Annotated in this window: 11 protein-coding genes and 1 riboswitch; of the genes, 9 read left to right on the top strand and 2 right to left on the bottom strand. The window is 70.9% G+C overall.

Features of this window, described 5'->3' with window-relative positions; translation table 11 throughout:
• Positions 1-2: 2 nt before the first annotated feature.
• Together FBY35_RS08905 and FBY35_RS08900 are read left to right on the top strand one after the other, a co-directional pair.
• Positions 3-1,163 carry a citrate synthase/methylcitrate synthase gene (locus FBY35_RS08905; RefSeq protein WP_142213258.1) on the top strand — a complete coding sequence of 387 codons (1,161 nt, stop codon included), beginning with the start codon at positions 3-5 and terminating at the stop codon, positions 1,161-1,163.
• Between the two features lie 14 nt (positions 1,164-1,177).
• Positions 1,178-2,254, top strand: a complete 1,077-nt coding sequence (locus FBY35_RS08900; RefSeq protein ID WP_142213257.1) for a GTP-binding protein — start codon at positions 1,178-1,180, stop codon at positions 2,252-2,254.
• Here the strand turns inward: FBY35_RS08900 and FBY35_RS08895 are convergent.
• The gene (locus FBY35_RS08895) at positions 2,251-4,701 is read right to left on the bottom strand and encodes a DNA topoisomerase (ATP-hydrolyzing) subunit A (protein WP_142213256.1); all 2,451 of its coding nucleotides are present in this window, start codon (positions 4,699-4,701) and stop codon (positions 2,251-2,253) included. The genes FBY35_RS08900 and FBY35_RS08895 overlap by 4 nt on opposite strands.
• A gap of 174 nt (positions 4,702-4,875) precedes the next feature.
• On the opposite strand from FBY35_RS08895, the gene FBY35_RS08890 reads away from it, so the two are divergent.
• The 4 genes from FBY35_RS08890 (at position 4,876) to FBY35_RS08875 (ending at position 9,640) form a co-directional block, all read left to right on the top strand.
• Positions 4,876-6,213: a pitrilysin family protein gene (locus FBY35_RS08890; protein ID WP_142214981.1), complete on the top strand. Its 1,338-nt coding sequence runs from the start codon at positions 4,876-4,878 to the stop codon at positions 6,211-6,213.
• Positions 6,210-7,598 (top strand): pitrilysin family protein, encoded by a 1,389-nt coding sequence (locus FBY35_RS08885; RefSeq protein ID WP_186356890.1) that lies wholly within the window; start codon positions 6,210-6,212, stop codon positions 7,596-7,598. The genes FBY35_RS08890 and FBY35_RS08885 overlap by 4 nt, the downstream gene beginning before the upstream one ends.
• 241 nt (positions 7,599-7,839) lie before the next feature.
• Positions 7,840-8,004: riboswitch (cyclic di-AMP (ydaO/yuaA leader) on the top strand.
• Positions 8,005-8,016: 12 nt separating this feature from the next.
• Positions 8,017-8,775, top strand: coding sequence for a M23 family metallopeptidase (locus tag FBY35_RS08880; RefSeq protein ID WP_142213255.1), 759 nt, complete (start codon positions 8,017-8,019; stop codon positions 8,773-8,775).
• 187 nt (positions 8,776-8,962) lie between these two features.
• Positions 8,963-9,640: a GntR family transcriptional regulator gene (locus FBY35_RS08875; protein WP_142213254.1), complete on the top strand. Its 678-nt coding sequence runs from the start codon at positions 8,963-8,965 to the stop codon at positions 9,638-9,640.
• Positions 9,641-9,818: 178 nt separating this feature from the next.
• Here FBY35_RS08875 and FBY35_RS08870 read toward each other — a convergent pair whose 3' ends face one another.
• Positions 9,819-10,100, bottom strand: coding sequence for an HPr family phosphocarrier protein (locus FBY35_RS08870; RefSeq protein ID WP_142213253.1), 282 nt, complete (start codon positions 10,098-10,100; stop codon positions 9,819-9,821).
• A 106-nt stretch (positions 10,101-10,206) separates the two neighbouring features.
• Between FBY35_RS08870 and FBY35_RS08865 the strand changes: the two genes are divergently transcribed.
• From FBY35_RS08865 to FBY35_RS08855, 3 genes are read left to right on the top strand one after another with little or no spacing between them, the layout of a single operon-like run.
• Positions 10,207-13,077: a bifunctional GNAT family N-acetyltransferase/acetate--CoA ligase family protein gene (locus FBY35_RS08865; protein ID WP_142213252.1), complete on the top strand. Its 2,871-nt coding sequence runs from the start codon at positions 10,207-10,209 to the stop codon at positions 13,075-13,077.
• 37 nt (positions 13,078-13,114) lie between these two features.
• The gene (locus tag FBY35_RS08860) at positions 13,115-13,699 is read left to right on the top strand and encodes a DUF5998 family protein (RefSeq protein WP_142213251.1); all 585 of its coding nucleotides are present in this window, start codon (positions 13,115-13,117) and stop codon (positions 13,697-13,699) included.
• On the top strand, positions 13,699-14,904 hold the full coding sequence (locus tag FBY35_RS08855) for an alkaline phosphatase family protein (RefSeq protein WP_142213250.1): 1,206 nt from the start codon (positions 13,699-13,701) through the stop codon (positions 14,902-14,904). Before FBY35_RS08860 ends, FBY35_RS08855 begins: the two co-directional genes overlap by 1 nt.
• The last annotated feature ends 25 nt before the right edge of the window (positions 14,905-14,929 follow it).

Below are 14,929 nucleotides of genomic sequence, written 5' to 3'. Positions count from 1 at the left end.
TCATGCAGAGCACCGGGACCACCGCACCCGTCGACGTACCGCGCGGACTGGCGGGCGTCGTCGTCACCGACACCGCGCTGGGCGACGTCAGAGGGCGGGAGGGCTTCTACCACTACCGCCAGTACTCGGCCGTCGAACTCGCCCAGCGGCGTGGATTCGAGGACGTCTGGCATCTGATGTTCCACGGCGAACTGCCGGACGCGACACAGCGTGCGGCCTTCGTCGAGCACACCGCGTCCCTGCGCCGCCTGCCCGACGACGTCCGCGCCGCGCTGCCCTCGATAGCCCGCTCGTGCGCGCTGTCGGGGCCGCTCGCCGGACTGCGCACCGCGCTCTCCCTGCTGGGAGCATCCGCTGGGCTGCGCCCGGTGTACGACCTCGACACCGACCGCCGCCGCACGGACGCGCTCGCCGCGTGCGCGGCCGTGCCGACACTGCTCACCGCGCTGCACCGGCTGGGTCAGGGGCTGGAGCCCGTCGAACCGCGCGACGACCTGCCGTATGCCGCCAACTACCTCTACATGCTGACCGGTTGCGAACCCGAGCCGGCGCGGGCCCGGGCGATCGAGCAGTACCTCGTCTCCACCGTCGACCACGGCTTCAACGCCTCGACCTTCACCGCCCGCGTGATCACCTCCACCGGAGCCGATGTGGCCGCCTGCCTGGTCGGAGCGATCGGGGCTCTCTCGGGTCCGCTGCACGGCGGCGCTCCGAGCCGGGCCCTCGACACCCTCGACGCGATCGGCACGCCGGAGCGGATCGACCCCTGGATCAGGGAACGGGTCCTGGCGGGCGACCGCATCATGGGCTTTGGCCACCCCGTCTACCGCACCGAGGACCCGCGCTCGCGGATGCTGCGGGGGATCGCCGAGAGCTTCGGCGGACCGCTGGTGGACTTCGCGGTCCAGGTGGAGGCGCGCGTCGAGGCGATTCTCGCCGAACTCAAGCCGGGCCGTGAGCTGCACACCAACGTGGAGTTCTACGCCGGGGTGGTCATGGAACTGTGCGGCCTGCCGCGCGAGATGTTCACGCCGACGTTCTGCGCGGCCAGGGTCGTCGGCTGGAGCGCCAATATCCTGGAGCAGGCGGAAGACTCCAAGATCATCCGCCCGGCGGCCCGCTACATCGGACAGCCGCCGCCCCAGCCCGTGCCGCACATGTGAAGAAAGGCCGCCTCTTGAGCCCGGTGACCACGCCGCAGATCCCTGTTGTCGTCCTCGCGGGCTTTCTGGGATCCGGCAAAACCACCGTGCTCAACCATCTGCTGCGGCGCAACGGTGGCAACCGCATCGGCGTGATCGTCAATGACTTCGGCTCCATCGAGATCGACGCCATGACCGTCGCCGGACAGGTGGGCTCCTCCGTTTCGCTGGGCAACGGCTGTCTGTGCTGCGCCGTCGACGCAACCGAACTGGACGACTACCTGGAGCTGCTCACCCGGCCCGCCGCCCGCATCGACATCATCGTCATCGAGGCGAGCGGGCTCGCGGAGCCGCAGGAACTGATGCGGATGCTGCTGGCAAGCGACAATCCGCGGATCGTGTACGGGGGACTGGTCGAGGTCGTCGACGCCGCCGAGTTCGATGCGACGCGCTCGCGGCACCCGGAGATCGACCGGCATCTCGCCATCGCCGATCTGGTGGTCCTGAACAAGACGGACCGGGTGGGGCAGACGGGTCTCGACCGGGTGCGCGGGACGCTCGGCGAGCTCAGCGGCGCCGCGCCCGTCATCCCCGTCGTCCACGGCCGGGTCGGCCACGAAGTCCTTTTCGACCCGGCCGCCAGGCCCGAGCGCGAGGAGAAGGCACGCCAGCTCTCCTTCGAGGACCTGTACGCGGACGACGACGAGTGCGAGGGCGATCATGCTGGGCATCTGCACGCCGCGTACGAGAGCGTCGGCTTCACCGCGCAGGAGCCCATGCACCCGCGCCGGCTGATGGACTTCCTCGATTCCCGGCCCGAAGGGCTGTACAGGATCAAGGGTTTCGTCGACTTCGGTGAGGCCGACCTGCGCAATCGGTACGCCGTGCACGCGGTCGGCCGGTTTCTGCGCTTCTACCCCGAGCCCTGGCCGCGCGGGACGGAACGCCTCACTCAGCTGGTGCTCATCGGCTCAGGCGTCGACGCGGACAAGCTGCGCGAAGCACTGGACGAGTGCCGCACGGCAGGACCGCAGGACGCCCCCGACGAGCACAGCATGTGGGGCGTCCTGCGGTTCGTCCAGGCAGAACAGGCAGAAGAGGTGGACCGCTAGCTGGCCGGGCCCGCCAGCACCGCCACCGGCGAGGTCAGCGGTGTGCCCGAGCCGTCGCGGCGCGGATCCAGGTCCGGGAGCACGGCCGGCGCGCCGTTCTTCTGTGCCGCCCGGGCCGGGGCCGCTCCGGCCCACGCCAGTACGAGTACGTCCTCGCCCTTGAGGAAGCGCTGGCAGCGCACACCGCCCGTGGCCCGCCCCTTGCGGGGGTACTGGTCGAACGGCGTGAGCTTCGCCGTCATCACCGAGTCGTCCAGCGTGCCGTGCGAGCCCGCGACCGTGAACACCACCGCGTCCCCGGCCGGGTCCACCGCCGTGAACGAGATCACCTCGGCGCCCTCCGACAGCTTGATTCCGGCCATGCCGCCCGCTGCCCGCCCCTGCGGCCGGACCTGCCCTGCCTGGTAGCGCAGCAGCTGGGCGTCGGAGGTGATGAAGACCAGGTCCTCCTCGCCCGTGCGCAGCTCGGCGCCGCCGACGATCCGGTCGCCGTCCTTGAGCGTGATGACCTCCAACTCGTCCTTGTTGGCGGGGTAGTCGGGCACCACGCGCTTGACGACACCCTGCAGGGTGCCGAGCGCCAGGCCCGGCGAGGACTCGTCGAGCGTGGTGAGGCAGACGATCTGCTCGTCCGCCTCCAGGGACAGGAACTCCGCGAGCGGCGCGCCGCCCGAGAGATTCGGCGCGGACGCCGTGTGCGGCAGCTGTGGCAGATCGATCACCGCAAGACGCAGCAGCCGCCCTGCCGAGGTCACCGCTCCCACATCGCCGCGCGCGGTCGCCGGGACCGCAGAGACGATCACGTCGTGCTTGGTGCGCTTGCCGCCGTCGTCGGCGAGCGGCTCTCCGGTGGCCGTGCGCGCCAGCAGACCTGTCGAGGACAGCAGCACCCGGCACGGGTCGTCCGCGACCTCCAGCGCCACCGCGGCGACGGGCGTGCCCGCCGACTCCAGCAGCACGGTCCGCCGCTCCGTGCCGAACTTCTTGGCCACCGCGGCCAGTTCGGAAGAGACCAGCTTGCGCAGCTCGTTGTCCGACTCCAGGATCCCGGTGAGCTCCTCGATCTCGGCGTTCAGCCGGTCGCGCTCGCTCTCCAGCTCGATCCGGTCGAACTTGGTGAGGCGGCGCAGCGGAGTGTCCAGGATGTACTGCGTCTGGACCTCGCTGAGCGAGAAGTGCTCGATCAGGCGCTGCTTCGCCTGCGCGGAGTTCTCGCTGGAGCGGATGAGACGGATGACCTCGTCGATGTCGAGCAGGGCGACGAGCAGGCCCTCGACCAGATGCAGCCGGTCGCGCCGCTTGGTGCGCCGGAACTCGCTGCGGCGGCGTACGACGTCGAAGCGGTGGTCGAGATAGACCTCGAGCAGTTCCTTGAGCCCCAGCGTCAGAGGCTGGCCGTCCACCAGCGCCACATTGTTGATGCCGAAGGACTCCTCCATCGGTGTCAGCTTGTAGAGCTGTTCGAGGACGGCCTCGGGCACGAAGCCGTTCTTGACCTCGATGACCAGGCGCAGTCCGTGCGAGCGGTCGGTGAGGTCCTTGACGTCGGCGATGCCCTGGAGCTTCTTCGACGAGACCAGGTCCTTGATCTTCGCGATGACCTTCTCGGGGCCGACTGTGAAGGGCAGCTCGGTGACGACCAGGCCCTTGCGGCGGGCCGTGACGTCCTCCACGGAGGCCGTCGCGCGGATCTTGAACGTGCCGCGGCCCGACTCGTACGCGTCCTTGATGCCGCTCAGGCCCACGATCCGGCCGCCGGTCGGCAGGTCGGGACCGGGAACGAAGCGCATGAGCGTCTCGAGGTCGGCGCCGGGGTGCCTGATGAGATGGCGCGCCGCTGCGATGACCTCGCCCAGATTGTGCGGCGGCATGTTCGTCGCCATGCCGACCGCGATCCCGGACGCGCCGTTGACCAGCAAGTTCGGGTAGGCGGCGGGGAGGACGGCGGGCTCGCGCTCCTGGCCGTCGTAGTTCGACTCGAAAGCGACGGTGTCCTCGTCGATCGACTCGGTCATCAAGCTGGTGGCATCGGCCATCCGGCACTCGGTGTACCGCATCGCGGCGGGCGGGTCGTCATTGCCGAGCGAGCCGAAGTTGCCGTGCCCGTCGACGAGCGGCAGGCGCATGGAGAACGGCTGTGCCATCCGTACGAGGGCGTCGTAGATCGACGCGTCGCCGTGCGGATGCAGCTTGCCCATGACCTCGCCCACGACACGGGCGCACTTCACATAGCCGCGGTCGGGGCGCAGGCCCATTTCGTTCATCTGGTACACGATCCGGCGGTGTACCGGCTTCATGCCGTCACGTGCGTCCGGCAGGGCCCGGGAGTAGATCACCGAGTAGGCGTACTCGAGGAAGGAGCCCTGCATTTCGTCCACGACGTCGATGTCGAGGATCTTCTCCTCGAAATCGTCCGGAGGCGGGGTCTTCGTGCTGCGGCGGGCCATCGCGGCTGCTGCTCCTTCACGTACCAGGTCTGGAACTGACGCCGACCATTGTGGACCGTCCCACTGACAACGCCGACCGCGACCCGGGAACTTCGCCAGGTGTGAGCGCGCTTGCATACAGTGGCAGAGCTGACAAAGACAAGCAGCATCGCGATCGAAGGGACGTACATGCCCATGGGTCACACGGCCACAGCGCAGGCCGAATCCGGCGGCCTGACAGCGACAGAGCACCGGCTGGCCAACGGCCTGCGCGTGGTGCTCTCCGAGGACCATCTGACCCCGGTCGCCGCGGTCTGCCTCTGGTACGACGTCGGTTCGCGCCACGAGGTCTCGGGCCGTACCGGCCTGGCCCACCTCTTCGAGCACCTGATGTTCCAGGGCTCGGGGCAGGTCAGGGGCAACGGTCACTTCGAGCTGGTGCAGGGGGCCGGCGGCTCGCTGAACGGCACCACCAGCTTCGAGCGCACCAACTACTTCGAGACCATGCCCACCCACCAGCTGGAGCTGGCGCTCTGGCTGGAGGCCGACCGGATGGGCTCGCTGCTCGCCGCGCTCGACGACGAGTCGATGGAGAACCAGCGCGACGTCGTCAAGAACGAGCGCCGCCAGCGCTACGACAACGTCCCCTACGGCACGGCATTCGAGAGGCTGACCGCTCTCGCCTACCCCGAGGGCCACCCGTACCACCACACCCCGATCGGCTCGATGGCCGACCTGGACGCGGCGACGCTCGAGGACGCCCGCGCCTTCTTCCGTACGTACTACGCGCCGAACAACGCCGTGCTGTCGGTCGTCGGCGACATCGACCCGGCACAGACGCTCGCCTGGGTCGAGAGGTATTTCGGCTCCATCCCCTCCCACGACGGCAAGCAGCCGCCGCGCGACGGCTCGCTCCCCGAGGTCATCGGCCGGCAGCTGCGCGAGGAGATCCGCGAGGAGGTCCCGGCGCGCGCGCTGATGGCCGCCTACCGGGTGCCGCACGACGGCACGCGCGAGTGCGACGCCGCCGATCTCGCGCTCACCGTCCTCGGCGGCGGCGAGTCGTCCCGGCTGCACAACCGTCTGGTACGTCGCGACCAGACGGCCGTCGCCGCCGGGTTCGGTCTGCTGCGTCTCGCCGGCGCTCCCTCCCTCGGCTGGCTGGACGTCAAGACGTCCGGCGGCGTCGAGGTCCCGGAGATCGAGGCCGCGGTCGACGAGGAGCTGGCGCGGTTCGCCGCCGAGGGTCCCACGGCGGAGGAGATGGAGCGCGCGCAGGCCCAGTTGGAGCGTGAGTGGCTGGACCGGCTCGGCACGGTCGCGGGCCGCGCCGACGAACTGTGCAGGTACGCCGTGCTGTTCGGCGACCCGCAGCTGGCGCTGACCGCGGTGCAGAGGGTGCTCGATGTCACCGCCGAGGAGGTGCAGGCGGTCGCCAAGGCCCGGCTGCGCCCCGACAACCGGGCGGTGCTGGTGTACGAACCCGTCTCGGCGCCCGAGGGAAGCAACGAAGAGGAAGAGGCGGACCAGTGAGCGACGCTGCCGTGACGATGACGTACCACCCGCAGCCGACGGCGGGCGTCGCCCGGCCCTGGGCCTTTCCCGCCCCCGAGCGCGGCACGCTGGACAACGGTCTGACCGTGCTGCGCTGCCACCGTCCCGGCCAGCAGGTGGTGGCCGTCGAGCTCTCCCTCGACGCCCCGCTGGACGCCGAGCCCGAGGGTATCGACGGTGTCGCCACGATCATGGCGCGCGCCCTGTCGGAGGGCACCGACAAGCACACGGCCGAGGAGTTCGCAGCCGAGCTGGAGCGCTGCGGCGCGACCCTCGACGCGCACGCCGACCACGCCGGGGTCCGCGTCTCCCTGGAGGTCCCGGTCTCCCGGCTCCCCAAGGCGCTGGGCCTGCTGGCCGAGGCGCTGCGTGCGCCCGCCTTCGCCGACAGCGAGGTGGAGCGGCTGGTACGCAACCGTCTCGACGAGATCCCGCACGAGACGGCCAACCCGGCCCGCCGCGCGGCCAAGGAGCTCTCCAAGGAGCTTTTCCCGGCCGTCGCCCGTATGTCACGCCCCCGCCAGGGCACCGAGGAGACCGTGGCCCGGATCGATTCCGCCGCCGTGCGCGCCTTCTACGAGGCGCATGTCCGGCCCGCCACCGCCACCGCGGTGATCGTCGGCGACCTCACCGGAGTCGACCTGGATGCCGTGCTCGCCGAGACCTTCGGCACCTGGACGGGCGACAGCGCCAAGCCCCGTCCCGTCCCGCCGGTCACCGCCGACGACACTGGCCGCGTGGTCATCGTGGACCGGCCGGGCGCCGTGCAGACGCAGCTGCTGATCGGCCGGATCGGCGCTGACCGGCACGACCGCGTCTGGCCCGCGCAGGTGCTCGGGACGTACTGCCTCGGCGGCACTCTCACCTCGCGTCTGGACCGTGTGCTGCGCGAGGAGAAGGGCTACACCTACGGCGTACGGGCCTTCGGCCAGGTGCTGAGGTCCGCCCCCGACGGCTCGGGCGCCTCGATGCTGGCGATCAGCGGCTCGGTGGACACCCCCAACACGGGACCGGCGCTGGACGACCTGTGGAAGGTGCTGCGGACGCTCGCCGCCGAGGGGCTCACCGACGCCGAGCGTGACGTGGCGGTGCAGAACCTGGTGGGTGTCGCTCCGCTGAAGTTCGAGACGGCCGCGTCCGTCGCGGGCACGCTCGCCGACCAGGTCGAGCAGTTCCTCCCGGACGACTACCAGGCGCAGTTGTACGTGCGGCTGGCCGAGACCGGCACCGTGGAGGCGACGGCAGCGGCCGTCAGCGCCTTCCCGGTGGACCGTCTGGTCACGGTGCTCGTCGGGGACGCTTCGGAGATCGAGGAGCCGGTCAGGGCGCTGGGCATCGGCGACGTGACCGTGGTCACCGGCTGACCAGCTCTCGGGGTGCCGGAGCACGGTCCGGACAACTCCGGCCGAACCCGGCGCAACAGGCAAGCGGAACCCCGGCATCCAAGCGATGTCGGGGTTCCGCGTCTTGTCCGCTTTGTTGTGGAGGCTGCCGCTCTGCCCTGTGGCATGCACTACAAAAGGGCCTGTCTGTTTGGCGATTGAAAGTCGGCCCGCCTAGCGTCGGTCCGGCTGTTCGCCAGTAGCCCGCCGCAGCCGCGGCATCGGACAGCCATCGCCGAGTCCCCGTCAGGCGCGAGCCTGGGGAGCCGGGGACCCACTCAGTCCCTGGGGTGAATCGGACGCCTTCGTATCCGTACGGAGGGGCCCGTAGGAGACCTTCCTGCTCCGAACCCGTCAGCTAACCCGGTAGGCGAGAAGGAAGGAAAGGACCAGCCACTTCATGGCGTTCACCCGTGCCACCGGGAAGCACCGTGCCCCGAGCCGCCTTTCGCGCAAGAGCGCGAGCATGGCGGGCGCAGCGGCCCTTGCCACGACCGGCGTCATCGGAACCCTCGCTTCCCCGGCGCTCGCCGCCACCCCGGGCATGACTCCTGTCGAGGACACCGGGATGACCCAGCTGGTCACCGACGACACCCTCGCGGACCAGATCGCCGACCAGGCTGCCGCCCAGAAGCAGGAGGCCGCCGAGGCGAAGGCCGAGGCGGCGGCGAAGCGCAAGGCCGAGGCCCGCGTCAAGGCCGCCCGCGAAGCCAAGGAGCGCGCCGCACGGGAGGCCGAGCGCAAGCGCCTCAACTCCTTCGTCGCGCCGATCAGCGGCTCGTACATCTCCACGGGCTACAAGACCGGCGGCGCCGTCTGGTCCTCCGGCAGCCACACCGGCATCGACTTCCACGCCGCCTCCGGCACCACCGTGCACGCGGTCGGATCCGGCACCGTCGTCGAGGCCGGCTGGGGCGGCGCCTACGGCAACAACGTCGTGATCAAGATGAGGGACGGCTCGTACACGCAGTACGGCCACCTCTCCTCGATCACGGTCTCGGTGGGCCAGAGCGTCACCCCGGGCGCCCAGATAGGTCTCTCCGGCGCGACCGGCAACACCACCGGGCCCCACCTCCACTTCGAGGCGCGCACCGGCTCCGAGTACGGCTCCGACATCGACCCGGTCGCGTACCTGCGTGCGCACGGCGTCGCCGTCTGAGCACGCGCGCCCGAGCGCGTACCGCGAGAAGGCCCCGGCTTCCTGCCGGGGCCTTCGGCGTTTGGATCCCTGGCCAAAAGATATCCCTGGAATCCCGAGTGCCGTCGGAAATCCCGGCCCGCTGCAATAGAGTCACTGAACAGACGTCAATCGGCTGCGTTTCGTGCGGATTAAGCGGAGGTTCGGTATGCGCATTCCCGCGCACTCGGTATGCACGGCGATCCGCGACGACATCGTCTCCGGTGTATTCGAGCGCGGCAGCCGGCTCACCGAGGAGCAGTTGGCGCGCCGCTACGGCGTCTCCCGGGTCCCGGTGCGCGAAGCCCTGCGCACCCTGGAGTCCGAGGGCTTCGTCACCACGCGGCGGCACGCGGGTGCCTGTGTCGCCGAACCCACCGAGCAGGAGGCGGCCGACCTGCTGGAGGTCCGGATGCTTCTGGAGCCCCTCGGTGCGGCCCGCGCGGCCCAGCGGCGTACGGATGCGCACCTGAAGGTCCTGCGCGGCCTGGTGAGGCTGGGTCAGGAGCGCGCGCGCCGCGGCCAGGGCGAGGACCTGCGCTCGCTGGGCGGCTGGTTCCACGAGACCCTCGCGCAGGCCTCCGGCAGCCCGGGACTGATCGCCCTGCTCACCCAGCTGCGGCACAAGATCGCCTGGATGTACGCCGTCGAACAGCCCGCCAAGCCCATGGACTCCTGGGCGGAGCACGGCGCGATCGTGGACGCGGTGGCGCGCGGCGACGGGGAGAGGGCCCGCGCGCTGACCGCCCTGCACGCGGAGCGGGCCGCAGCGGCGCACCGGCTGCGGCGCCCCGAGCGGGTGAGGACTTCGCAACATGCCGTAAACACCACAAGCGTCCGCCATTAACAGGCGCGCCGTATACAAAGGGAAGACATTTGCGGGGCTTCTTTTCTGCTGCCCTAATTCATGGAGCCGGGTGCGGAAATCCACGCCGGGCCCGGGAATGCACACAGCCGCGTTCTGTCTTATTCGGGAGAACGCGGCTGGGTGCCGTCGGACAGAATTCGCTCAGCCGCTCAGCCGCTCAGACCGTCTCGGGAAGCTCCTCGAGCCCTTCGGTGACCAGCTTGGCCAGCCGGTCCAGTGCCGCCTCGGCGCCGTCCGCCTCGGAAGCGAGGACGATCTCCTCGCCGCCCTGCGCGCCCAGGCCGAGCACGGCGAGCATGGAGCCGGCGTTGACCGGGTTGCCGTCGGCCTTGGCGATCGTGATGGGGACGCCGGCAGCCGTGGCGGCACGGACGAAGATGGAAGCGGGGCGGGCGTGAAGGCCCTCGGCCCAGCCGACATTGACGCGGCGCTCAGCCATGGTGTTGCCCTTCAAGTCTTAGCGGTTGTCTAGACCAGTCTCTCATGTGTCGTGGCGGGCTCTCGCATCGCCCCGCGACCGGTGGGTGAGCCGTACGCTTTCACTCATGCAGACCCAGCCGGACCACGACTATCCCGATCACTGGGAGGCGGACGTGGTGCTGCGTGACGGCGGTACCGCGCGCATCAGGCCCATCACCACCGAGGACGCCGAGCGTCTGGTCAGCTTCTACGAGCAGGTCTCCGACGAGTCGAAGTACTACCGGTTCTTCGCGCCGTACCCGCGGCTGTCCGCCAAGGACGTCCACCGCTTCACCCATCACGACTATGTGGACCGGGTGGGTCTGGCGGTCACGGTCGGCGGCGAGTTCATCGCCACCGTCCGCTACGACCGCATCGACGAGGAGGGCCGCCCCGCGAGTGCCCCGGCCGACGAGGCGGAGGTCGCCTTCCTCGTACAGGACGCGCACCAGGGGCGCGGTGTCGCCTCCGCCCTCCTCGAGCACATCGCGGCGGTCGCCCGTGAGAGGGGCATCCGCCGGTTCGCCGCCGAGGTGCTGCCTGCGAACAACAAAATGATCAAGGTCTTCCGGGACGCCGGGTACACGCAGAAGCGCAGCTTCGAGGACGGCTCCGTCCATCTGACCCTCGACCTCGAACCGACCGCCGAGTCCCTCGCCGTCCAGCGCGGCCGCGAGCAGCGCGCCGAGGCGCGCTCCGTGCAGCGTCTGCTCGCGCCCGGGTCGGTTGCCGTCGTCGGCACCGGCCGCGCGCCGGGTGGCGTGGGGCGCACCGTGCTGCGCAACCTCCTGGAGGCCGGGTTCACGGGCCGTACGTACGCCGTGAACCGCGCGTTCGCCGAGGACCAGCGGGAGATCGACGGCGTCCCGGCCTTCCGGTCCGTGGGCGAGATCGGCGAACCGGTCGACCTGGCGGTCGTCGCGGTCCCCGCCGAGCGCGTGCCGGATGTGGTCGCCGACTGCGGAGAGCACGGTGTCCAGGGTCTGGTCGTCCTCACCGCCGGATATGCCGAGAGCGGTGTGGCCGGACGTGAGCGGCAATTCGAGCTGGTCCGGCAGGCCCGCTCGTACGGCATGCGCATCATCGGCCCGAACTCCTTCGGCATCATCAGCACCGCGGACGCCGTCCGGCTCAATGCCTCGCTGGCGCCGGAGTCTCCGGCTCCCGGGCGGATCGGCCTGTTCACCCAGTCGGGCGCCATCGGCATCGCGCTGCTGGCCGGCCTCCACCGGCGCGGCGCGGGGCTCTCCTCCTTCATCTCCTCGGGCAACCGCGCGGATGTGTCGGGCAACGACTTTCTCCAGTACTGGTACGAGGACGCGGAGACCGATGTCGTCCTGCTGTACCTCGAATCGATCGGCAACCCCCGCAAGTTCACCCGGCTCGCACGGCGTACGGCGGCGGTGAAACCGGTGGTCGTGGTCAAGGGCGCCCGTCACAGCGGCAGCGAGCCGCCGGGGCACGCGGTGCCGGTGACCCGGATCCCGGATGCCACGGTCGGTGCGCTGATGAGCCAGGCGGGCGTGATCCGCGTCGACACCGTCACCGAGCTCGTCGACGTGGGCCTGCTGCTGGCCGGGCAGCCGCTGCCCGCGGGGCCGCGCGTGGCGATCCTCGGCAACTCCGAGTCCCTGGGGCTCCTCACGTACGACGCCTGCCTGACCGACGGCCTGCGCCCGCAGTCGCCGCTCGACCTGACGACGGCGGCGACGCCCGCCGACTTCCGCGCGGCCCTGGCCGAGGCGCTGAAGGACGACGCGTGCGACGCGGTGGTGGTGACCGCGATCCCGTGGGTCGGCGAGAACGGCATCACGGAATCGGGCGACGGCGAGGTACTGGCCGCTGCCTTGCGCGAGGCAGCGGCATCGTCCCCGGCCAAGCCGGTGGCGGTGGTCCATGTGGAGATGGGCGGCCTGGCGGACGCACTGGCGGTGGCGTCGAGCACACGTACGAGGGAAGCGCCGGTGCCGTCCGCCCCCGTGCCGCCCACCGCGCCGCCCCCTCCCGCCCGGCCCCCGGCGCCCGCGCCACCCGTGTCCGCGGCCGCCCGCTACGGGGCCCCCGCCCCCGCGACCGCCCCGCACGACTACCGCATCCCCGCCTACCCGGCCGCCGAACGTGCCGTCCGCGCGCTCTCCGAGGCCGTGAAGTACGCCCAGTGGCGCCGCAACGCCGCCGACCCCGGCAAGGTCCCCGTGTTCGAGGACATCGACGAGCCCGGTGCGGCCCGCCGGATCGAGGCGCTCCTCGGGGGTAGCGAGGACCCCCGCGGTCTCACGCTCGCCCCGGACGACGCCCGCGCGCTGCTGGGCCGGTACGGCATCGACGTCCGGCCCACCTTCCCGGCGCCGGGACCGGACCCCGCCGTCCACGCCGCCGGGCAGCTCGGCTATCCCGTGGCCCTCAAGACCACCGCCCCGCACCTGCGCCACCGCGCCGACCTCGGCGGCGTACGGCTCGATCTGGCCAATGAGGACCAACTGCGCCAGGCATACGCGGAGTTGACCGAGGCTTTCGGTAAGCCGGAAGAGCTGCGGCCCGTCGTCCAGGCGATGGCACCCCGAGGGGTGGACACCGTCGTCCGTGCCGCCATCGACCCCGCCGTCGGCGCCGTCCTCTCCTTCGGGCTCGCCGGCGCGGCTTCCGAGCTCCTCGGTGACACCGCGCACCGGCTCGTTCCCGCCACCGACCGCGACGCGGCCGAGTTGATCAGGACCATCCGGACCGCGCCCGTCCTCTTCGGCTGGCGCGGCTCCGCGCCCGTCGACACGCCCGTCTTGGAAGAGCTGCTGCTCCGGGTGTCACGGCTGGTCGACGACCACCCGGAAGTGGTCGGAATCAGCCTTGAACCGGTCGTCGTCGCTCAGCGCGGCCTCTCCGTGCTCGACGCCTCCGTACGCCTCGCGCCACCCCCCGCCCGCACCGACCTGGGCCCCCGGCGACTCCCCAGCTACTGAGCGCTCACCTCCCCCACGGGCCCGTAGGATGGACCGCATGGCGAAGACCGGTACGACGACCCAGGGGCTGCGCGCGGCGATCGAGCGCAGCGGCTATTACCCGGCCCTCGTGGCCGAGGCGGTGGAGGCCGCTGTCGGTGGCGAGCAGATCGCGTCGTACCTGGTGCACCAGGAGACGACGTTCGACGCCAACGAGGTGCGTCGCCATGTCACCGTCCTGGTCCTGACGGCCAACCGCTTCATCGTCAGCCATACCGACGAGCAGGCCGCCGACTCCAGCTCTCCGACGCCCTACGCCACGACCTCGACCGAATCGGTCAAGCTCGGCCGGATCTCGTCGGTCGTGGTGAGCCGCGTCGTCGCCAATCCCGAGTCGTACACCGCGGGCACCCTGCCCCGCGAGGTCGTCCTCACCATCGGCTGGGGCGCCGTTTCCCGGATCGACCTGGAGCCCGCCGCCTGCGGCGACCCGAACTGCGACGCGGACCACGGCTACACCGGCAACTCCACCGCCGACGACCTGAGCCTGCGCGTCAGCGAGGCCGGCGACGGCCCGGACGCGGTCCGCCAGACGCTCGCCTTCGCCCAGGCGCTCTCCGAAGCCACGGCAGCCACGCGCTGATGCCCCAGTCCGCAGCCCAGTCCGCGATCTGGCCCGACGACCCGGTACGGCTGGCCATCGACACCGCACCCGTGCCCGAGTACGGCACCGGCTCCCTCGCCGATCTGCTGCCGACGCTCGCGGCGGGCCAGGGCGTACCGGGACTCGCCCACAGGATCTCCGAGCTCACCCCCGCCGACCGGAATTGCGTCTTCCTGATCGACGGACTCGGCTGGCAGCAGATCAAGAACCACCCTGACGAGGCCCCCTACCTCACCTCGCTGCTCGGCACCTCGCGCGGCGGCACGGGACGGCCCATCACCGTCGGCTTCCCCGCCACCACCGCCACCTCGCTGGCCTCCGTCGGCACCGGTCTGCCGCCGGGATCGCACGGCCTGCCCGGCTACACCGCGCGCAATCCGGAGACCGGCGAGCTGATGAACCAGCTGCGCTGGAAGCCGTGGACGCAGCCGCGGGTCTGGCAGCCGTACCCCACCGTCTTCCAACTCGCCGACGAAGCGGGTGTCCACACCGCCCAGGTGTCCTCGCCGACCTTCGAGCACACCCCGCTCACCAAGATCGCGCTCAGCGGCGGCAGCTTTCTCGGCCGGCTCACCGGCGAGGAGCGCATGGACCTCGCGGCCGAGCAACTGGCCATGGGGGACCGCTCGTTGGTCTACACGTACTACAGCGAAGTCGACGGCAAGGGCCATCGCTTCGGTGTCGACTCCGACGCCTGGCGCGGCCAGCTGATGTGCGTCGACCGCCTGGTGGAGCGCCTCGTCGAGCAACTGCCGCCCCGCGCCGCCCTGTATGTCACCGCCGACCACGGCATGATCGACATCCCCTTCGACGAGCAGTCGCGCATCGACTTCGACGAGGACTGGGAGCTGCGCGCCGGAGTCGCCCTGCTGGGCGGCGAGGGCCGGGCCCGCCATGTCTACGCCGTCCCCGGTGCCGAGTCCGACGTGCTCGCCGTCTGGCGCGAGGTGCTCGGCGAGCAGTTCTGGGTGGCGAGCCGGGACGAGGCGATCGCGGCAGGCTGGTTCGGCGCCACGATCGACGAGCGGGTGTACGGGCGGATCGGCGACGTCGTCGCGGCGGCCCACGACGACGTGGTGATCACCGCATCCGTCAACGAGCCCCACGAGTCGGCGATGGTCGGGATGCACGGCTCCCTGACCCCCGTCGAGCAGCTCGTACCGCTCATCGAAGTACGCTCCTGACCGCCCCACCCCCTGGCACAGACCC

Source organism: Streptomyces sp. SLBN-118 (assembly GCF_006715635.1).
Taxonomy (GTDB): Bacteria; Actinomycetota; Actinomycetes; order Streptomycetales; family Streptomycetaceae; genus Streptomyces.
The sequence above is the reverse complement of the archived record's forward strand: the minus strand, read 5'-3'. Positions and strand labels throughout refer to the sequence as shown.